Source organism: Noviherbaspirillum sp. FW303-A3, assembly GCF_058788695.1.
In genome coordinates this window covers 399,054-417,746 of the sequence record NZ_JBYTAZ010000001.1, presented here as the reverse complement: position 1 = coordinate 417,746, position 18,693 = coordinate 399,054, and the positions used below count along the sequence as shown (strand labels likewise).

The following is an 18,693-nucleotide window of genomic DNA, read 5'->3' as shown; positions in this document are numbered from 1 at the left end:
TCAGGTTGATAAAGTTAAAAAAGAAAAGCGCCGCGCTGGCTGGCCTGCGCGGCGCTTTGAACCGATGAAAATACGGTTTAGTAGGCCCGTCTGTCGGATTTGATCTCTTGCAGGATCATGGTGGCGATTTCTTCAATGGATTTCGCCGTGGAAGACATCCAGCGTATGCCTTCGCGGCGCATCATCTTCTCCGCTTCGTTCACCTCGTAACGGCAATTTTCCAGGGCTGCGTACTTGCTGCCCGGGCGTCGCTCGTTGCGCACCTCCGAAAGACGGTCTGGAGCAATCGAGAGTCCGAACAATTTTTTCCGGAACGGCACGAGGCCGCTGGGCAGTTTCCCGCGTTCGAAATCTTCGGGGATCAATGGATAGTTCGCCGCTTTTACGCCGTACTGCATGGCAAGGTAAAGGCTGGTCGGCGTTTTTCCGGAACGTGATACGCCGACGAGAATGACATCGGCAGCGGCAAGGTTCTGGTCGGATTGGCCGTCGTCATGGGCGAGCGAGAAATTGATCGCCTCGATCCGGTTCTTGTAATCCTCGGAATCGGCGATGTTGTGGCTGCGGCCAATGGTATGCGTCGACTTGACACCCAGTTCCTGTTCGAGCGGCTCCACGAAGGTCTGGATCAAATCCATGTGCATGCCCTTGGACTGGCGCACGACGGTCGACAGCTCGGACTTGACCAGGGTGGAAAAGACGATCGGACGCTTGCCGTCGCGGTCAAAGGCTTCATTGATCTCGCGCACAGCCTCATATGCCTTGTCGAGCGTGTCGATGAAGGGCAGCCTTATTTGCTTGAAACGCAGTTCGAACTGGGTGAGTACAGAATGCCCGAAGGTCTCTGCAGTAATGCCGGTACCGTCGGATACAAAGAAGACCGTACGGTCGGCAGGGGGCAAAAGGTGGGCAGGCAGGTCTGGCATAATGTTGATCAACTATAAATCATGAAAAGTTCTAAATTGTGTCCGGCAAGTTGCGGCGGCACACTGTAGAATGACAGGCAATTTATGACACATCGCGCCCCTGAAGAATAACAAAAAGAGCGTGGCGGCGAGGACACATATGCAGATTTTCCATCATCAAAATAGGTGTAGTTATGTCCAACGCAGTATCTACCGGGGCAACCCAGGGGGCTACGTACGTAGCGTCATTTGAAAACCTGAGAATGACGGACGTCGAGTCCGTCGGCGGCAAGAACGCATCGCTCGGCGAAATGATCAGCCAGCTGGCTGGCGCCGGTGTTCGCGTTCCCGGCGGCTTTGCCACCACCGCACAGGCCTTCCGGGATTTTCTTTCGCATGCCGGCAGCAATGGCACGTCGCTGGCGCAGCGTATTGCCGACCGCCTCGCCTCGCTGAACATCGATGATGTCCGTGCGCTCGCACAGGCCGGCGCCGAGATTCGTCAATGGATTATCGATACGCCGTTCCAGCCGCGCCTCGAGCAGGAGATTCACGAGTTCTACCAGCGCCTCGTCGCCGACTCGTCGGCAGAGGTGTCGTTCGCAGTCCGTTCGTCTGCAACGGCTGAAGACTTGCCGGACGCGTCCTTTGCCGGCCAGCAGGAGACCTTCCTGAACGTCGTCGGCATCGACAACGTCCTCGAGGCGATCAAGCATGTGTTCGCGTCGCTGTACAACGACCGCGCGATTTCCTATCGCGTCCACAAAGGCTTCACCCATTCCGAGGTGGCCCTCTCCGCAGGTGTTCAGCGCATGGTGCGTTCGGACGTCGGTGCAGCGGGTGTCATGTTTACCCTCGATACAGAGTCCGGATTCAAGGACGTCGTGTTCATCACGTCCAGCTACGGCCTGGGCGAAACGGTGGTGCAGGGTGCCGTCAACCCGGACGAGTTCTACGTGCACAAACCGATGCTCGAACAGGGCAAGATGCCGATCATCCGCCGCAATATCGGCTCCAAGCTGATCAAGATGGAATTCACCGGCGAGGCCAAGGCCGGCCGTTCCGTGAAGACCGTGGACGTGCCGATCGAACTGCGCAACCGCTACTCGCTGAACGACCAGGAGATCGTCGAGCTGGCGAAGTACGCCGTCATCATCGAGAAGCACTATGACCGCCCGATGGACATCGAGTGGGGCAAGGATGGCCGCGACGGCAAGCTGTATATCCTGCAAGCCCGTCCGGAAACCGTGAAGTCGCAGCAGAAAGCCACCGATGCGCAGCAGCGCTTCAAGCTCAAGGGCAGTGGTACGGTGCTCGCTTCCGGCCGCGCAATCGGCCAGAAGATCGGCGCCGGTCCCGTTCGCGTGATTCATGATCCATCCGAGATGGAGCGTGTGCAGCCGGGTGACGTGCTGGTGGCCGACATGACCGATCCGAACTGGGAACCGGTGATGAAGCGTGCATCGGCGATTGTCACCAACCGTGGCGGCCGTACCTGCCACGCCGCAATCATTGCGCGTGAGCTGGGAGTCCCCGCAGTGGTTGGTTGCGGCAATGCCACCGATATGCTGAAGGATGGCACGCTTGTGACGGTGTCCTGTGCCGAGGGCGACGAAGGCAAGATCTACGACGGCCTGCTCGAAACCGAAGTGACTGAAGTGTCGCGCGGCGAACTGCCGACGCTGCCGCTGAAGATCATGATGAATGTGGGGAATCCGCAACTTGCCTTCGACTTCCAGTCGATTCCGAACGGCGGCGTGGGTCTTGCGCGTCTTGAATTCATCATCAACAACAACATCGGCGTGCATCCGAAGGCGATCCTGGAGTATCCAGGCATCGATGCGGACCTGAAGAAGGCGGTTGAGTCCGTTGCCCGCGGCCATGCCTCGCCCCGCGCGTTCTACGTCGACAAGCTGGCCGAAGGTATCGCCACTATTGCTGCCGCATTCTGGCCGAAGCCCGTCATTGTTCGCCTGTCAGACTTCAAGTCGAACGAGTACAAGAAGCTGATCGGCGGTTCCCGCTACGAGCCGGACGAGGAAAACCCGATGCTCGGCTTCCGTGGCGCCGCACGCTACCTGGCTGCCGACTTCGCCGAAGCGTTCGAAATGGAATGCCAGGCCATGAAGCGCGTGCGCAATGACATGGGCCTGACCAACGTCGAAATCATGGTGCCGTTCGTCCGGACGCTCGGACAGGCGGAAAAGGTCGTCAACCTGCTTGCCAAGAACGGTCTGAAGCGCGGCGAGAACGGCTTGCGCCTGATCATGATGTGCGAAGTGCCGTCCAACGCGATCCTGGCGGACCAGTTCCTCCAGCATTTCGACGGCTTCTCGATCGGTTCCAACGACCTGACCCAGCTGACGCTCGGTCTGGACCGCGACTCGGGCATGGAGCTGCTCGCAGCGGACTTCGACGAACGCGATGAGGCTGTGTGCGCACTACTGTCGAAGGCGATTGCCGCATGCCGCGCCCAAGGCAAATACATCGGTATTTGCGGCCAGGGGCCATCCGATCATCCGGATTTCGCTGAGTGGCTGATGAAGGAGGGTATTGCATCCATTTCGCTCAATCCGGACACGGTGATCGATACCTGGCAGAAACTGGCTTCGGCCGGTTGAGGGCTTCAGGTCTGGTCGAAAGTTGTTTCGGAGTGGAATACCTGTTGTAAGTCGGCAAAAAACTGACTTGAAACATTTGATGCGTCGGGGTTTTCGATTAGACTTGAGCCAACTTGTTACCGAACAATAACCAACAAAAACAGCAGTACCTCTGTATTGCGCCCCCGTCGCCCTTTGGGCCGCGGGGGCTTTTTGTTTTCTGCGGTCCACGGATAAGGGGTTGAACAGGAGCACATGATGACTGATTGGATTGCCTGGTTTGTCCTGGCGGGAGTGCTCGTCGTGCTGGAAATGTTTACCGGCACGTTTTACCTGCTGATGATCGCTCTCGGCTTTGCTGCAGGCGGGGTGGCGGCGCTTGCGGATGCGAGCGCCGCGGCGCAGCTCGCCGCTGCCGCGGTTGTCGGCGTCATCGCCACCTATGGACTTCGGCGCAGCAAGTGGGGTAAAACTGCAAGGCGGGATGCGCAGCGCGACCCGAACGTGAATCTCGACATCGGGCAAACGCTCGTTGTCGACGAATGGTCGGGAGAGCAGGGGAGTATACAGACTGCCAGGGTCATGTATCGCGGCGCCATGTGGGACGTGGAGCTGGACGCCGGTGCGCGGGCAAGGCCTGGCGCCTATGTCATTCGCGAGGTGCGCAGCAATCGGCTCGTTGTCGCGGAGCCCGGCACAATCAATCAATAAGAACGGAGGACAAGATGGATTTCGGTTTCGGCAGTGTCAGCCTGGTTCTGTTTATCGTCGCGGTGGTATTCGTCATCAAGACCATCAATGTCGTGCCGCAGCAGCATGCATGGGTTGTCGAACGGCTGGGAAAATATAACGCGACGCTTGGCCCCGGGCTCAACATCGTGCTGCCCTTTATCGATCGCGTGGCGTACAAGCATTCGCTGAAGGAGATCCCGCTCGACGTACCCAGCCAGGTGTGCATCACAAAAGACAATACGCAGCTGCAGGTGGACGGCATCCTCTATTTCCAGGTGACCGATGCAATGCGTGCCTCCTATGGTTCATCGAACTATATCGCGGCCATCACGCAGCTCGCACAGACGACCCTCCGTTCCGTCATCGGCCGCATGGAACTCGACAAAACCTTTGAGGAGCGGGAGCACATCAACAAGGCGATCGTATCCGCCATCGACGAGTCGGCGGCGAATTGGGGCGTGAAAGTGCTGCGCTATGAAATCAAGGACTTGACGCCGCCGAAGGAAATCCTGCACGCCATGCAGGCACAAATCACCGCGGAACGGGAAAAGCGTGCGCTGATTGCCGCGTCGGAAGGCCGGAAGCAGGAGCAGATCAATATCGCCACTGGTGAACGCGAGGCCGCGATCGCGAAATCCGAGGGTGACAAGCAGGCGGCGATCAATCGGGCGCAAGGCCAGGCGGCGGCCATTCTTGCGATCGCCGAAGCGAGCGCGGAGGCGCTTCGGAAAACCGCCGCTGCGATCCGTGAACCGGGCGGTTCGGATGCGGTCAACCTGAAAGTTGCCGAGCAATACGTGAGTGCATTTTCGCAGCTGGCAAAGACCAACAATTCCCTGATCGTGCCCGCCAACATGAGCGATATCAGCGGACTGATCGCTGGCGCGATGCAGGTGGTGAAATCGCAGAAAGGGGCGTGATCGCCGCGGTCAGCGGCGGTTCTGTTTCAGGATCGATTGCTGTTCGCGTTGCCAGTCGCGCTGCTTTTCGCTCTCGCGCTTGTCATGCTGTTTCTTGCCCTTCGCGAGGCCGATTTCGCATTTGATGCGGCCGCGGGTGTAGTGCAGGTTCAGCGGGACGAGGGTATAGCCTGCGCGCTCGACCTTGCCGATGAGCTTCTTGACCTCGTCGCCATTCAGCAGGAGCTTGCGCGTGCGGACGGGGTCGGGATGAATGTGCGTGGAGGCGGTAGGTAGCGGACTGATATGCGCGCCGAACAGGAACACTTCTCCCTGGCGCACGATCACGTAGGCTTCCTTCAACTGCACGCGGCCCGCGCGGATCGACTTGACTTCCCACCCCTGCAACACCATGCCGGCTTCGTAGCGCTCCTCGATGAAATAATCATGGAAGGCTTTTTTATTATCAACAATGGTCATGTGTATGGGAAACAGTGCGGGTCAGTTAAAATTCGAATCTCGTATTCTAACAAACGGTTAATTTTGCATGGCTGTCGTTCATAAGTCGGTATTGCTTGGATACAGTGCGGAGCAGATGTTTGCGCTGGTCGACAATATCGAGGACTATCCGAAGTTCCTGCCGTGGTGCGGCGGAACGGAAGTTCGCCAGCGCGATGGCGAGAAGGTCATTGCCACGCTGCAGATCAACTACCATGGCGTGAAGCAGACATTCTCCACGGAGAACCTGCATGTGCGGCCGGTATCGATCACGATGACCTTGCTGGAAGGCCCCTTCAAGCACTTGCATGGCACCTGGACATTCAAGGCCTTGCGCGAGGATGCGTGCAAGATCGATTTCGACTTGCATTACGAGTTTTCGAGCCGAGTCCTGGAGCAGGTGATCGGGCCGGTGTTCAACATGATTGCGAACAGTTTCGTCGATTCCTTCTGCAAACGGGCGGAGGCCGTGTATGGCTGACATCTCCGTGCAGGTTTGTTATGCGCGGCCGGACCGGCAGATCCTCCTTGAAGTGAAAGTGGATGCTGGCGCGACGATCCAGGCTGCGATCGAGCGGAGCGGCATGTTGTGTGAAGTGCCGGAGATCGACCTTGAGCACTGCAAGGTCGGGGTGTACGGAAAACTCAAGCCGCTTGATGCCGGCTTGCGCGAACGAGACCGGGTCGAGATTTATCGGCCCCTGGTTGCCGATCCGAAGGAATCCAGGCGCAAGCGTGCGGAAAAAAAGAGTGAAAAAGCCCGGTGAAAACCGGGCTTTGTTGTATCTGGGTGAGGGCGGCTTACTTGCATTCGGCGATGATGCGCCTGTTATCCCGGGTTTCCTGTGCGCGTTGTTCATCTGATAAGTAGGCGCGTTCGCCATTCTTGTCCGTGCGGAAGATGCGCTCCCCCGACTCAAGCGACCGCTGGTATTCCCGTGCGCGTTCGCAGTTTTTTGCGTTCTCTGCTGTGCGGGCGGCTTCTTCCGCGGCCTTCTTTTCCTTCTCGGCCTGTTCCGTTCGCCGCTTCCGGAAGTCGGCATTCTTTTCCGCCATCGTCGGCTCTGCCTTCGCCGGCGCGGCCGGCTTGTCCTCGCCGGCCTCCTGTGGAGCGGCGGGGGGAGCTCCTCCCGGCTGCTTCAGGATCCGGCTGCGCGGCACCGACGGCGGGGGCGGCATGTCGGAGAACTGCTTTGTTCCCTTTTCGTCAAGCCAGATGTACTGCGCCAGAGCCGCGGGCGGCAAGAGGAGGGCAGGCAGTGTCAAAGAGATGGCCAGGATGTTCAGCAACGGCACACGCTTCATCGGATTCCTTCGATTAAGGGGATAGGGGGATTTCGCCATGCTTTATCCAGGCTGTCAATGAAACGGCGCCCTTGTTATTCCTGGATTGCATGTAAAAACGACGTACTGGATGGATTACTGTATAATCCGCTTTTGCGCCTATAGGAATCACTATGCGTCTACTCCAGAAAGCACTCACGTTCGATGACGTGCTGCTCGTCCCCGCACACTCGGACATCCTCCCCAAAGACACTTCCCTGAAAACGCGCCTGTCGCGCAATATCACGCTGAACATCCCGCTGCTGTCCGCCGCGATGGATACCGTGACCGAGGCCAGGCTGGCGATCGCGATGGCACAGGAAGGCGGCATTGGCATCGTGCACAAGAACCTGAAGCCGAAGGAGCAGGCCCGGGAAGTGGCGAAGGTGAAGCGCTTTGAGTCCGGCGTGCTGCGCGACCCGATCACGATTCCGCCGACGATGCGCATCCGTGACGTGATTTCGTTGCGTGAGCAGCATGGCATCAGCGGCTTTCCGGTCGTGGAAGGCAAGACGGTAGTCGGCATCATCACCAACCGCGACCTGCGCTTCGAAGAGGACCTGGACGCCGAGGTGCGCGCCAAGATGACGCCGCGCGAGAAACTGGTGTACGTGAAGGAAGGCGCCGACCTCGCCGAAGCCAAGCGTCTCATGAACAAGCACCGCCTGGAGCGTGTCATGGTGGTGAACGACTCGTTCGAGCTGCGCGGCCTCATCACTGTCAAGGATATCCAGAAGGCGACCGAACACCCCAATGCAAGCAAGGACGAGCACGGCAAGCTGCGCGTGGGCGCGGCAGTCGGCGTCGGTCCCGATAACGACGAGCGCATCGACCTCCTGGTCAAGGCCGGCGTCGACGTCATCGTCGTCGATACCGCGCACGGCCATTCCAAGGGCGTGCTGGACCGTGTGAAGTGGGTCAAGGCCAACTACCCGCAAGTGGACGTCATTGGCGGCAATATCGCGACGGCCGCTGCTGCGATCGCGCTGGCAGAGCATGGCGCGGACGGTGTGAAGGTCGGCATCGGCCCGGGATCGATCTGCACCACGCGTATCGTCGCAGGCGTCGGCGTTCCCCAGATTACTGCGATTTCGAACGTTTCCGAAGCGCTCAAGGGCACAGGCATTCCGTGCATCGCCGACGGCGGCATCCGCTTCTCGGGCGACATTGCCAAGGCGCTTGCGGCAGGCGCATCGAGCGTCATGATGGGCAGCATGTTTGCGGGCACCGAGGAGGCGCCGGGTGAAGTCATTCTTTACCAGGGGCGTTCCTACAAATCCTACCGCGGCATGGGCAGCCTTGGCGCGATGTCGGAAGGTTCGGCAGACCGCTACTTCCAGGATGCGGCGAACAACGCCGACAAGCTGGTTCCCGAAGGCATTGAAGGCCGCGTGCCGTACAAGGGCAGCGTCCTGGCGATCATTTACCAGTTGGTAGGTGGCGTGCGTTCCTCGATGGGCTACTGCGGTTGCGCGTCGATCGATGAGTTCCGCGAAAAGGCGGAATTCGTGGAAATCACATCGGCCGGCATGCGCGAGTCGCATGTGCACGATGTGCAGATCACGAAAGAAGCGCCGAACTACCGTGCGGACTGATCGTTCCGGTCCGATTGCCGAAGGAGCGGTTTGATGACGGCGGAGAGCCCCGCACGCGTTGACGCAGTCGCATTGGCCGGCCAGTCGGAGTGCGATGGCGACCCGCAGCTGCAGCGTATCCGCCGATTGGGCAAGAAACTCTTCGACGTGTCGAACTGCATCATCGTCTTTGGCGGCACGCCGCCTGCAGCTGAAGTGGCAGGCTCGATGGCCGAGATCGAAACAACGTTCTGTCACGAGATCTCGGCATCCGAAGATCCGGTGATCGTGGCTGATACCCTCGTGCATCGGTCCCTCGGGCAGCACCGGTATGTGGCGGGAAACCCGCACATCCGGTTCTATGCGTCCCATCCGGTCTACAACCCGGACAAGTCGCTTGCGGGGAAGATCTGCCTCGTCGATTATTCCCCTCGGCCGGTATTCAGGGAAGGCGAGAAGCAGTCCTTGGCTGACCTGGCGGCGCTGGTCGAGCGCGAGCTTGAGTTGCGGGTGATGAACGAGTCGCAGCTCGCTTTGGAGAAGAAGAACAAGAATTTGCGCCGCAAGTCGTTGATCGATCCGCTGATCGGGACGTGGAACCGCGGAGCGATCATGCGAATCCTGACGATCGAAGCGATCCGGTGCGACAAGGCCAACGTCCCGCTGTCGTTGATTGTCGCGGATCTGGATTACTTCAAGAAGATCAACGACACCTACGGGCATCCCGCAGGCGACGCGGTCCTTGTGAAGGTGGCGAGCAGGTTGCGCTCCTGCATTCGTCCGCAGGAAGCGCTGGGGCGGTACGGCGGTGAGGAATTCCTGATTGTGTTGCCGGGCTCCTCGCACAAGACGGCAACGGCGGTGGCCGAGCGCATGCGGGCGACGATTGCCGCGCAGCCGGAGAGTATCAACGGCGTGGCGCTGAACCTGACCATCAGTGCGGGCATTGCGTCCACGGACCTGTTTCCATCGGCGACCACCGAAGAATTGATCAGCAGGGCCGATATGGCCCTGTATGCGGCGAAAGATGCGGGACGCAACCGCGTCATTACCGCGACACCAGATTTATCCTGATAGCAGAAGCACATCCATGCACTCCAAAATTCTCATTCTCGATTTCGGTTCCCAGGTTACCCAGCTGATCGCCCGGCGCGTTCGCGAAGCCGGCGTGTTCTCCGAGGTGTATCCCTACGATGTCAGCGACGACTTTGTGCGCAGTTACGGCGCGTCCGGCATCATTTTGTCCGGCGGCCCGAACTCGGTGACCGAGGGCGACACGCCGCGCGCGCCGAAGGCGGTATTCGAGGCCGGTGTGCCGGTCCTCGGTATCTGCTACGGCATGCAGACCATGGCCGAACAGCTCGGCGGCAAGGTCGAGATGGGCAAGGTGCGCGAATTCGGCTACGCCGAGGTGCGTGCACGCGGCCATACCGCGCTGCTGAACGGCATCAGCGATTTCGTGACCTCCGAAGGCCACGGCATGCTCAAGGTCTGGATGAGCCACGGCGACAAGATTATCGAGATGCCCTCGGGTTTCAAGCTGATGGCATCGACCGACAACTGCCCCATCGCCGCGATGGCGGATGAGGAGCGCAAGCTGTATGCGGTCCAGTTCCATCCGGAAGTGACGCACACGGTGCAGGGCAAGGCCATCCTCGGGCGTTTCGTGCATGAAATCTGCGGCTGCAAGTCGGACTGGAACATGCCTGACTACATCTCCGAAGCCGTCGAAGCGATCCGCAAGCAGGTGGGCGACGAGGAAGTGATTCTCGGCCTGTCCGGCGGCGTCGACAGCAGCGTGGCGGCGGCACTGATCCATCGTGCGATCGGTGACCAGCTGACCTGCGTGTTTGTCGATCACGGCCTGCTGCGCCTGAATGAAGGCGAGATGGTCATGAACATGTTCGGCAAGAACCTGGGCGTGAAGGTGATCCATGTGGACGCCACCGAACAGTTCATGGGCAAGCTGGCCGGCGTCACCGACCCCGAAGCGAAGCGCAAGATCATCGGCCGCGAATTCGTGGAAGTCTTCCAGGCAGAAGCCGGCAAGCTGAAGAATGCGAAGTGGCTGGCCCAAGGCACGATCTACCCCGACGTCATCGAAAGCGCCGGCAAGGGCAAGAAGACGGCGCACACCATCAAGAGCCATCACAACGTGGGTGGCTTGCCCGAGACCCTGAACCTGAAGCTGCTGGAGCCGCTGCGCGAACTGTTCAAGGATGAGGTGCGCGAACTCGGCGTGGCGCTCGGCCTGCCGCACGACATGGTGTACCGCCATCCGTTCCCCGGCCCGGGCCTGGGCGTGCGCATTCTTGGCGAAGTCAAGATGGAATACGCCGACCTGCTGCGCCGCGCCGATGCGATTTTCATCGAGGAACTGCGCGCAACCGTCGACGAGGAAGGACGTTCCTGGTACGACAAGACCAGCCAGGCATTCGCAGTTTTCCTGCCGGTGAAATCCGTCGGCGTGATGGGCGATGGCCGGACCTACGACTACGTGGTGGCGCTGCGCGCCGTGCAGACGCAGGATTTCATGACGGCGCACTGGGCGCACCTGCCGCATGATTTGCTGGGCAAGGTGTCCAACCGCATCATTAACGAGGTGCGCGGCCTGAATCGTGTCGTGTACGACATCTCGGGCAAGCCGCCTGCAACGATTGAATGGGAATAAGCATTCCCGCCCCGGCCTCCGGCCGGATTTGAACAGTATGGAAAGGAGCCGTGCGCGGGCGAAAGCCGGTGTCACGGCTCGCGGCATGTGCCGCTTCCGCGTCTGGAATCGCCATGACCTACAGCGTCAAAGAAATTTTCTACACCTTGCAGGGCGAAGGAACGCATGCGGGACGTCCCGCAGTGTTCTGCCGGTTTGCAGGATGCAATCTGTGGACTGGCCGGGAGAGCGACCGTGCGTCGGCCATCTGCAAATTCTGCGACACGGATTTTGTCGGCACGGATGGCGAGCGCGGCGGGAAGTACGCGGACGCCGACCTCCTCGCGAACCAGATCGATGCCCTCTGGCCTGCGTCATACGCCAAGAGCAAGTTTGTCGTCTTCACGGGCGGCGAACCCCTCCTGCAGATCGACGAAGCGCTCATCGCCGGCATGCATGCCAGGGGATTTGAAATCGCAATCGAAACCAACGGCACGATCCCCGTCCCGGAAGGTGTGGATTGGGTGTGCGTGAGCCCGAAGGTGGGTTCCGAGCTGGCGGTGCATCGTGGAAACGAACTGAAGGTCGTCATCCCGCAGGCGAACCAGAACATCGCCGATTACGAATCGCTCGACTTCGAGCACTTTTACCTGCAGCCGATGGATGGCCCGGATGCGGAGCGCAACACCCGTCTCGCCATCGAGACGTGCCGCAACAACCCGAAGTGGAAACTGAGCCTGCAAACTCACAAGCTGCTGCACATACCCTGAATACCATGTTGACCATTACCCGCAAGCTCGAATTCGATGCCGGCCACCGGATTCCCGACCACAAGAGCCAGTGCCGCAACCTGCACGGCCACCGTTACACGCTCGAGATCACCCTCGTCGGCGATATCGTCCGCGAGGAGGGCAGCTCCGACAACGGCATGATCATGGACTTTTCGGACGTGAAGGCACTGGCGAAGCAGCATCTGGTCGACGTCTGGGACCACGCCTTCCTTGCCTATGCAAAGGACACGGCGGTGCGCGAGTTTCTCGAAAGCATTCCAGGCCACAAGACCGTGATCATCGACAGCATTCCAACCGTGGAGAACCTTGCGCAGACCGCGTTCAACATTTTGCGCGCCGTTTACAAGGACCACTACGGCACAGGATTGCGCTTGCACAAGCTGGTCCTGCATGAAACCCCGAATTGCTGGGCCGAGATTACGGCGGATGACTGACATGCACGACTCCATCTACATGCACCAGGCGATTTCCCAGGCGCATAATGCCTGGGCATTGGGCGAAGTGCCGGTCGGCGCGGTGGTGGTGAAGGATGGAGAGATCGTCGCGACAGGATTCAACCAGCCCATCGGGACGCACGACCCGACCGCGCATGCCGAAATCATGGCGCTGCGCGCAGCGGCGGAAATCCTCGGGAATTACCGGCTGCCGGGCTGCGAGCTCTATGTGACGCTTGAACCCTGTGCCATGTGTGCCGGCGCCATGATGCATGCCCGGCTTGCAAGGGTTGTTTTTGGTGCGCCCGATCCCAAGACGGGTGCGTGCGGTTCCGTGGTCAACCTGTTCGAGCAGGAAAAGCTGAACCACCATACGGAAGTGACCGGTGGAGTGATGGCTGAGGAATGCAGCACCTTGCTGAAGGAATTTTTTGCCGAACGGCGACGGGCGGCTCAAAAGCTGATCGACCAGGCTGTTGGCAGCAAGCAGGATTGAGCGCAGCGTCGCAGGGAAATTTTTCCATCGGCGCGTGCTGAAATTACACGCGTGCTGCCATTAGCCCTTCCGGCATCGCTCATTCCGGCTCGGCATGGGGATTGCAGCCCCCCGCTGACTGCCGCACCAGGCGAATGCAGCAGCAACGCAACAACCGTGAAGGAACACCTTTGCCATTCACTGAAGCTAACGGCATCAAGCTGGCCTACGACGTACAGGGTGACCCCAAGGGGGAGCCCATCCTGCTCATCGCGGGGCTGGGACTGCAGCTCATTTCATGGCCGGATGCGTTCTGCAAGGGGCTGACTGACGAGGGATTCCGCGTCATCCGGTTCGACAACCGCGACAGCGGGTTGTCGAGCAAGATGGAACACTTCGGCAAGCCCAACCTGCACATGGCGTTCTTCAAATCGCTGTTCCACATGCCTCTGTTCAGCGGGTATACGCTGTACGACATGGCGAAGGATGCAGTCTGCCTGCTCGATGCCATCGGTATCGAAAAGGCCCATATCGTCGGCGCGTCCATGGGCGGCATGATTGCGCAGATTATCGCGGGTCGTTATCCGGAGCGCGTCCTGACCCTGACTTCCATCATGTCAACCAGCGGTCGTCCGGGCTTGCCCGGTCCTGCCATGACGGCCAGCCATGCGATGTTTTCGCGGCCGAAGAACCCGCGCGACATCGACAGTGTGATCGACCATAACATGGAGCTGTTCCGGGTGCTCGGTGGAAGCCGTTATCCGGTGCCGGAACCGGAATTGCGCAGGCGTGTGGCCGAAAGCGTGCGTCGAAAGGTGAGCGTGAGCGGAACCGCGCGCCAGATGATGGCCGTTGCGTCCTCCGGGGACCAGGGGGCGCTCCTGCGCACGATCAAGGTGCCGACCCTGGTCATCCATGGTACGGACGATCCGCTTGTGCCGCTGGCATGCGGCCGCGACGTTGCGCATCTGGTACGCGGCTCGACGCTGAAAGTCATCGAAGGGATGGGACATGATTTCCCTCCCGCGCTCGACGCTACCTTGTCAGGCATGATCACTGCCCATTGCAAGCTTGGCCGCGAACCGGAAGTGCGTAGCGCATAGCGGGGATTCAACGGTTGCCGATTTCAAGGAAGGAGATGAATCGTTGGCCCAATTGCTGAATTTTTCGGAGGCGGTATCCCGCATCAAGTCGCTCCGGGGAACCGCAGGTGTGAACCCCCTACCTCGCCCCGGCGCGTGGGCAGCGCTTCGGCGTTTTCTGATCCGCCAGCGTCGGCAGGACTTCCGGCTTGCTCTACAATAGCCTTTTCGAGGCAAACCGAAAGACTCCGGAGATGGACAGGACCAATATCGGCGTTGCAATCGTTGCGCCGAGCGGCTATGCGCCCGACCCATGCAGTTATGCGCGCGGCATTGAACGACTGCGCGCGCACGGATGCACCGTGCACGAGTTCTACGACCCGGAGAGGAAGCACCAGCGATTCGGGGGCACCGACGACGATCGACTCCGGCAGATGCATGCGGCGGCATCGGATCCGGAGGTGCAGGTCGTGATGGCGCTGCGTGGTGGCTACGGCCTGTCTCGCATCCTTCCCGGTATCGACCTTTCACTACTTGCGTCCAGCGGCAAGCTGTTCGTCGGGCATAGCGACTTTACGGCGCTGCACATGGCGCTGCTGGGACATGGCGGGACGCCCAGCTTTGCCGGCCCCATGGTCTGCATCGATTTCTCGAGGGATGATCCGAGCGATTTCACGATGGAGCAATTCTGGCGCTGCATCGAGGGACCGTCCCACACAATTGCATTCGAGGCAGAGGGCAATCCTGAACTGGACGTGTCCGGGGTTCTGTGGGGCGGCAACCTGACCATGCTGACGCATCTGGTCGGAACGCCTTATCTCCCCCGTATCGACGGCGGCATCCTCTTCATCGAGGACGTCAACGAACATCCGTACCGGATCGAGCGCATGCTGCTGCAGATGGAATACGCCGGGCTGCTGGACCAGAAGGCGGTGGTGTTCGGGGATTTTTCGAGCTATGCGCTGACCGAATACGATAACGGCTATAACTTTGAGTCCATGCTCGCCTACCTTCGGGGACGCCTGGGTGTGCCGGTCATTTCCGGGCTGCCTTTCGGGCACGTCCGCGACAAGGCAACGCTGGCCGTCGGAAGCCACGCGCGCCTGCAATCCGATGGTCGCGCCTGCACCCTGGCCATGAGCCGTTACCCCTCGCTAACCGCCCTCGACTGAAGGGCCGACCAGGAACTTCGCCCGCAGGGCAAAGCTGTCGCCGTGCGTCAGATAGGCAAGGCCGGGCTGGTTCGGCAAATGGAATGCGTCGATCGGGTGGGTGATCGGTTCGAGGCAGAAAAAGTCCTTGCCTGGCGGCCGGTAGAACAGCGTGTAGCCGTTGCAGTCGGGCATGACCATGGTGATCGACAGTCCGCGATCCGGGTAGTCGATGACAGCCTTGCCGTTCCATCCTGTATAGCAGGCGTCGATCATCGGCCCTTCCAGCGCAGCGAAGCGGTTGTAATCCCAGCTGGCGGGGAACGAGGTCGTGTGTTCGGTCGGAATCGGCTCTTCGCCATACAGCCAGGCGCCTTCCGCCTTGAACATCAGGCGGGTTTCCTTGTTCCGCGTGAAGTATGGGTGGAGGCCAAGCCCGAAGGGCATGGTCTTAGTGCCCAGGTTGGTGACCGTCAGGTCGATCTGCAGGCCATCCGGCAGCAGCAGGAAGGTTTCCGTGCTGCGGTAGTGATAGGGCGTACCGTCAAAGCCGCGTGATTCCAGCGCTAATTTGATGCGCCCGTCCTCGCGCTCGGCGACCTTCCATGGCAGCAGCCAGCCGCTGCCATGGATCGGGTAGTGTTCTTCCGTGCGATTGGCGTGGATCTGGTAAAACTTTCCTTCGAACTCGAATCCGCCCCCGGTAATGCGGTTGGACCACGGCACGAGAGGGAAGCATGCCAGCGTATAACGGTCGCCGGAGCCGCCATCCCACGGCCGGAACAGGGGCTGAGCCTGTCCGCCGGCCTTCCAGTCCCATGCGGTGACGCTGCCACCCATCTCCGGCGCAAGTTGCAGGAGTTGCGTTTCATTTTCAAGGGTAATGATTGCAGCCGTCATCTGCGTGCCTCATCCTCGGAACTGGTTGGCCGGGAGGCCGGCGATATTGATTTCCAGCGCAAATAGACCGCCGGCCAAGGGTTCGCGTTCCAATTGCCCGGGGGACAGGCCGTTCGCTGCCGAGGTGATGTAGAGCGTCCGGAAGCCCGGACCGCCGAAAGCGCAGCTGGTGATCTGGCTGCAGGGAAAATCGATGGTGTGCTGCACATTGCCTTGCGGATCGTGACGCGTCAGCTTGCCCGTCCCCCAGTGCGCGATCCAGAGGCCGCCGTCCGCATCGGTCGTCATGCCATCGGGCGAGCCATCCTCCTTGCTGAACTGGAGGAAGAGACGCTTGTTGGCAATAGCGCCCGATTTCAGGTCGAAATCGAAGGCATACACCCGGCCATTGGCGCTGTCGTTGTGGTACATCGTGCTGTAGTCGGCCGACCATGCCGGACCGTTGGTGACGACGTAGCCGGAATCCATGCGTTCACAGCGCAGGTCCGGCGAGAGGCAGTAAAGCGATCCGGTGGCCTGCTCGCAGTCGAAGTCCATCGTGCCTGCCCAAAAGCGTCCGAGCCGGTCGCATTTTCCGTCGTTGAAGCGGTTGCCTGGAATGTCTGTTTCAAGCTCAAGCAGGGGGACGAGCTTCTCGGTTTTCGGATCGAAGCGGGCGAAGCCGTGGCGGCGCGTGATGATCAGATCATCGGCTTCCGCCCGTTCGGTGACGGCGGTCACTTCCTCGTCGAACTGCCATGTGTGTTGTCCTTCGGACGGCGAGTAGCGGTGCAGGCGGTGGCCCAGGATGTCGACCCAGTACAAGGCCTGTTCGCGGACAGACCACATCGGGCCTTCTCCGAGCTGCGCATGCGCGTTCCATATGCATTCCGGTGTATTCATCCGCGGCCTCCGCCATCAGTGCGATTCACGCGGCACGGGAGCACCGCTCTTCCCGACAAGGAAGTCGAGGTCTGCGCCGAGATGGGCTTGCTGCACATGGTCCACATACAGCTTCGCATAGCCGCGTGCGGGCATGTCCGGGGCGACCCATTCCGTCTTGCGGCGTGCCAGTTCCTCGTCGCTCACCTCCAGATGCAGACTGCGTTCGCCGACGTCAAGCTGGATCATGTCGCCATTGCGCACCAGTGCAAGCGGGCCGCCCACTGCGGCTTCTGGCGAGGTATGCAGAACGACCGTGCCATACGCCGTGCCGCTCATGCGCGCATCCGAAATGCGCACCATGTCCGTGATGCCCTTTTGCAGGATCTTGCCCGGCAAGGGCATGTTGCCGACCTCAGCCATGCCGGGATAACCGCAGGGGCCGCAATTCTTCAGCACCATCACGCAGTTCTCGTCGATGTCGAGCGCCGGATCGTCGATGCGCGCGCGAAAATCCTCGATCGACTCGAACGCGACGGCACGGCCACGGTGCTTCAGCAGATGCAACGATGCTGCCGACGGTTTGATGACCGCGCCGTTGGGCGCGAGGTTGCCCTTGAGGACGGCAATGCCCGCCTTGGCCTTGAAAGGCTCATCGATGGTCTTGATGACGTCGCGGTTGTAGCAGGGGGCGTCTTCGATGTTCTGGCCCAGCGTCCTGCCGTTGACCGTCAGTGCATCGAGGTGGAGCATGGCCCGGATCTCGCGCATGACTGCCGGCACGCCGCCCGCATAGTAGAAGTCCTCCATCAGGTAATGGCCGGAGGGCTGCAGGTTGGCAAGGCAGGGCATCTGGCTGCCGATCTTGTCCCAGTCCTCGAGCTTGAGGTCGATGCCGATGCGGCCCGCAATCGCCAGCAGGTGCATGACGGCATTGGTCGATCCGCCGATGGCGGCATTGACGCGGATGGCATTCTCGAAGGCTTCGCGCGTCATGATCGTTTCCATGCCGAGGTCTTCCTCGACCATTTGCACAATGCGGCGGCCGCTCATTTGGGCGAGACGGTTGCGGCGCGTGTCCGGCGCGGGAATCGCCGCATTGCCGGGCAGGGACATGCCCAGCGCCTCGACCATGCTGGCCATCGTCGAGGCCGTGCCCATGGTCATGCAGTGGCCGGCAGAGCGGTTCATGCACGCTTCCGCGTCGGTGAATTCCTGCTGCGTCATCAGCCCGCCGCGCACCATCTCCGACATCATCCATACGCCGGTGCCGGAACCGATGTCCTTGCCGCGGAATTTGCCGTTCAGCATGGGGCCGCCCGAGATGCCTATTGTCGGCAGCCCGCAGCTCGCCGCGCCCATCAGCAGCGCCGGCGTCGTCTTGTCGCAGCCCATCAGGAGCACGACGCCATCGATGGGATTGCCGCGGATGGATTCCTCGACGTCCATGCTCGCGAGATTGCGGAACAGCATGGCTGTCGGCCGCAGCTGTGTTTCCCCGAGAGACATCACGGGGAACTCCAGAGGGAATCCGCCTGCCTCAAGTACACCGCGTTTGACGAATTCGGCCAGTTCGCGGAAGTGGCTGTTGCAGGGAGTTAATTCGGACCAGGTATTGCAGATGCCGATGATCGGGCGACCGTCGAAGGCATCGGGCGGATAGCCGGGTTTCTGCGTCCAGCTGCGATGGACGAAGCCGTCGCGATCCTGCTTTTCGAACCATGCCTGGCTGCGGCGTTTCTTGATGGGGTGGGTCATGGGATTCTCTTCGGATTCTTTGATCGGCGGCGGGAAGGTTTCGACTCAGCATCAATATTG

The 18,693-nt window shown here is 60.4% G+C and carries 19 protein-coding genes; 13 read left to right on the top strand and 6 right to left on the bottom strand.

The window, feature by feature from the left end; genetic code table 11:
* Nucleotides 1–77: 77 nt before the first annotated feature.
* Nucleotides 78–926, bottom strand: a complete 849-nt coding sequence (gene ppsR / locus AC3WOY_RS01980; RefSeq protein WP_492429141.1) for a posphoenolpyruvate synthetase regulatory kinase/phosphorylase PpsR — start codon at nucleotides 924–926, stop codon at nucleotides 78–80.
* A 242-nt stretch (nucleotides 927–1,168) separates the two neighbouring features.
* On the opposite strand from ppsR, the gene ppsA reads away from it, so the two are divergent.
* The 3 genes from ppsA (at nucleotide 1,169) to AC3WOY_RS01965 (ending at nucleotide 5,157) form a co-directional block, all read left to right on the top strand.
* On the top strand, nucleotides 1,169–3,526 hold the full coding sequence (gene ppsA, locus AC3WOY_RS01975; protein WP_492420700.1) for a phosphoenolpyruvate synthase: 2,358 nt from the start codon (nucleotides 1,169–1,171) through the stop codon (nucleotides 3,524–3,526).
* Nucleotides 3,527–3,760: 234 nt separating this feature from the next.
* Nucleotides 3,761–4,216: an NfeD family protein gene (locus tag AC3WOY_RS01970; protein ID WP_492420699.1), complete on the top strand. Its 456-nt coding sequence runs from the start codon at nucleotides 3,761–3,763 to the stop codon at nucleotides 4,214–4,216.
* Between the two features lie 14 nt (nucleotides 4,217–4,230).
* The gene (locus AC3WOY_RS01965; RefSeq protein WP_492420698.1) at nucleotides 4,231–5,157 is read left to right on the top strand and encodes an SPFH domain-containing protein; all 927 of its coding nucleotides are present in this window, start codon (nucleotides 4,231–4,233) and stop codon (nucleotides 5,155–5,157) included.
* 9 nt (nucleotides 5,158–5,166) lie between these two features.
* Here the strand turns inward: AC3WOY_RS01965 and smpB are convergent, their stop codons facing one another.
* Nucleotides 5,167–5,616 (bottom strand): SsrA-binding protein SmpB, encoded by a 450-nt coding sequence (gene smpB / locus AC3WOY_RS01960; protein ID WP_492420697.1) that lies wholly within the window; start codon nucleotides 5,614–5,616, stop codon nucleotides 5,167–5,169.
* Between the two features lie 67 nt (nucleotides 5,617–5,683).
* Here smpB and AC3WOY_RS01955 point away from each other — a divergent pair, with 67 nt between their 5' ends.
* Complete coding sequence (locus AC3WOY_RS01955) at nucleotides 5,684–6,115, top strand: type II toxin-antitoxin system RatA family toxin (protein WP_492420696.1); 432 nt, start codon at nucleotides 5,684–5,686, stop codon at nucleotides 6,113–6,115.
* Nucleotides 6,108–6,401, top strand: a complete 294-nt coding sequence (locus AC3WOY_RS01950) for an RnfH family protein (RefSeq protein ID WP_492420695.1) — start codon at nucleotides 6,108–6,110, stop codon at nucleotides 6,399–6,401. Before AC3WOY_RS01955 ends, AC3WOY_RS01950 begins: the two co-directional genes overlap by 8 nt.
* Nucleotides 6,402–6,435: 34 nt before the next feature.
* Here AC3WOY_RS01950 and AC3WOY_RS01945 read toward each other — a convergent pair whose 3' ends face one another.
* Entirely contained in the window at nucleotides 6,436–6,939 is a 504-nt protein-coding gene (locus tag AC3WOY_RS01945; RefSeq protein ID WP_492420694.1) for a DUF4124 domain-containing protein, read from the bottom strand.
* 152 nt (nucleotides 6,940–7,091) lie between these two features.
* Between AC3WOY_RS01945 and guaB the strand changes: the two genes are divergently transcribed.
* From guaB to ldcA, 8 genes are all read left to right on the top strand, one after another.
* Nucleotides 7,092–8,552, top strand: a complete 1,461-nt coding sequence (guaB, locus tag AC3WOY_RS01940) for an IMP dehydrogenase (protein ID WP_492420693.1) — start codon at nucleotides 7,092–7,094, stop codon at nucleotides 8,550–8,552.
* Nucleotides 8,553–8,585: 33 nt separating this feature from the next.
* Nucleotides 8,586–9,605 (top strand): sensor domain-containing diguanylate cyclase, encoded by a 1,020-nt coding sequence (locus AC3WOY_RS01935; RefSeq protein ID WP_492420692.1) that lies wholly within the window; start codon nucleotides 8,586–8,588, stop codon nucleotides 9,603–9,605.
* A gap of 16 nt (nucleotides 9,606–9,621) precedes the next feature.
* Nucleotides 9,622–11,202, top strand: coding sequence for a glutamine-hydrolyzing GMP synthase (gene guaA / locus AC3WOY_RS01930; RefSeq protein ID WP_492420691.1), 1,581 nt, complete (start codon nucleotides 9,622–9,624; stop codon nucleotides 11,200–11,202).
* Between the two features lie 113 nt (nucleotides 11,203–11,315).
* A complete protein-coding gene (gene queE, locus AC3WOY_RS01925) occupies nucleotides 11,316–11,951 on the top strand; it encodes a 7-carboxy-7-deazaguanine synthase (RefSeq protein ID WP_492420690.1) in 636 nt (211 codons plus the stop codon).
* A 5-nt stretch (nucleotides 11,952–11,956) separates the two neighbouring features.
* Nucleotides 11,957–12,406 (top strand): 6-carboxytetrahydropterin synthase QueD, encoded by a 450-nt coding sequence (queD, locus tag AC3WOY_RS01920; RefSeq protein WP_492420689.1) that lies wholly within the window; start codon nucleotides 11,957–11,959, stop codon nucleotides 12,404–12,406.
* A gap of 1 nt (nucleotide 12,407) precedes the next feature.
* A complete protein-coding gene (gene tadA, locus AC3WOY_RS01915) occupies nucleotides 12,408–12,902 on the top strand; it encodes a tRNA adenosine(34) deaminase TadA (RefSeq protein ID WP_492420688.1) in 495 nt (164 codons plus the stop codon).
* Between the two features lie 170 nt (nucleotides 12,903–13,072).
* Nucleotides 13,073–13,984 carry an alpha/beta fold hydrolase gene (locus AC3WOY_RS01910; protein WP_492420687.1) on the top strand — a complete coding sequence of 304 codons (912 nt, stop codon included), beginning with the start codon at nucleotides 13,073–13,075 and terminating at the stop codon, nucleotides 13,982–13,984.
* A gap of 233 nt (nucleotides 13,985–14,217) precedes the next feature.
* The gene (ldcA, locus tag AC3WOY_RS01905; protein WP_492420686.1) at nucleotides 14,218–15,135 is read left to right on the top strand and encodes a muramoyltetrapeptide carboxypeptidase; all 918 of its coding nucleotides are present in this window, start codon (nucleotides 14,218–14,220) and stop codon (nucleotides 15,133–15,135) included.
* Here the strand turns inward: ldcA and AC3WOY_RS01900 are convergent.
* From AC3WOY_RS01900 to AC3WOY_RS01890, 3 genes are read right to left on the bottom strand one after another with little or no spacing between them, the layout of a single operon-like run.
* On the bottom strand, nucleotides 15,118–16,014 hold the full coding sequence (locus AC3WOY_RS01900) for an aldose 1-epimerase (protein ID WP_492420685.1): 897 nt from the start codon (nucleotides 16,012–16,014) through the stop codon (nucleotides 15,118–15,120). The genes ldcA and AC3WOY_RS01900 overlap by 18 nt on opposite strands.
* 9 nt (nucleotides 16,015–16,023) lie before the next feature.
* Nucleotides 16,024–16,896, bottom strand: coding sequence for an SMP-30/gluconolactonase/LRE family protein (locus AC3WOY_RS01895; RefSeq protein WP_492420684.1), 873 nt, complete (start codon nucleotides 16,894–16,896; stop codon nucleotides 16,024–16,026).
* A 15-nt stretch (nucleotides 16,897–16,911) separates the two neighbouring features.
* Nucleotides 16,912–18,633: an IlvD/Edd family dehydratase gene (locus AC3WOY_RS01890; protein WP_492420683.1), complete on the bottom strand. Its 1,722-nt coding sequence runs from the start codon at nucleotides 18,631–18,633 to the stop codon at nucleotides 16,912–16,914.
* Between the last annotated feature and the right edge of the window lie 60 nt (nucleotides 18,634–18,693).

Excerpts from the sequence above, each read along its gene's own strand:
- AC3WOY_RS01970 (WP_492420699.1), top strand. The coding sequence starts at position 3,761 with ATGATGACTGATTGGATTGCCTGGTTTGTCCTGGCGGGAGTGCTCGTC.
- AC3WOY_RS01900 (WP_492420685.1), bottom strand. The coding sequence starts at position 16,014 with ATGACGGCTGCAATCATTACCCTTGAAAATGAAACGCAACTCCTGCAA.
- guaB (WP_492420693.1), top strand. The coding sequence starts at position 7,092 with ATGCGTCTACTCCAGAAAGCACTCACGTTCGATGACGTGCTGCTCGTC.
- smpB (WP_492420697.1), bottom strand. The coding sequence starts at position 5,616 with ATGACCATTGTTGATAATAAAAAAGCCTTCCATGATTATTTCATCGAG.
- AC3WOY_RS01890 (WP_492420683.1), bottom strand. The coding sequence starts at position 18,633 with ATGACCCACCCCATCAAGAAACGCCGCAGCCAGGCATGGTTCGAAAAG.
- AC3WOY_RS01935 (WP_492420692.1), top strand. The coding sequence starts at position 8,586 with ATGACGGCGGAGAGCCCCGCACGCGTTGACGCAGTCGCATTGGCCGGC.
- AC3WOY_RS01895 (WP_492420684.1), bottom strand. The coding sequence starts at position 16,896 with ATGAATACACCGGAATGCATATGGAACGCGCATGCGCAGCTCGGAGAA.
- ppsR (WP_492429141.1), bottom strand. The coding sequence starts at position 926 with ATGCCAGACCTGCCTGCCCACCTTTTGCCCCCTGCCGACCGTACGGTC.
- AC3WOY_RS01965 (WP_492420698.1), top strand. The coding sequence starts at position 4,231 with ATGGATTTCGGTTTCGGCAGTGTCAGCCTGGTTCTGTTTATCGTCGCG.
- AC3WOY_RS01950 (WP_492420695.1), top strand. The coding sequence starts at position 6,108 with ATGGCTGACATCTCCGTGCAGGTTTGTTATGCGCGGCCGGACCGGCAG.
- AC3WOY_RS01955 (WP_492420696.1), top strand. The coding sequence starts at position 5,684 with ATGGCTGTCGTTCATAAGTCGGTATTGCTTGGATACAGTGCGGAGCAG.
- ldcA (WP_492420686.1), top strand. The coding sequence starts at position 14,218 with ATGGACAGGACCAATATCGGCGTTGCAATCGTTGCGCCGAGCGGCTAT.
- queD (WP_492420689.1), top strand. The coding sequence starts at position 11,957 with ATGTTGACCATTACCCGCAAGCTCGAATTCGATGCCGGCCACCGGATT.
- queE (WP_492420690.1), top strand. The coding sequence starts at position 11,316 with ATGACCTACAGCGTCAAAGAAATTTTCTACACCTTGCAGGGCGAAGGA.
- tadA (WP_492420688.1), top strand. The coding sequence starts at position 12,408 with ATGCACGACTCCATCTACATGCACCAGGCGATTTCCCAGGCGCATAAT.
- AC3WOY_RS01945 (WP_492420694.1), bottom strand. The coding sequence starts at position 6,939 with ATGAAGCGTGTGCCGTTGCTGAACATCCTGGCCATCTCTTTGACACTG.
- ppsA (WP_492420700.1), top strand. The coding sequence starts at position 1,169 with ATGACGGACGTCGAGTCCGTCGGCGGCAAGAACGCATCGCTCGGCGAA.
- guaA (WP_492420691.1), top strand. The coding sequence starts at position 9,622 with ATGCACTCCAAAATTCTCATTCTCGATTTCGGTTCCCAGGTTACCCAG.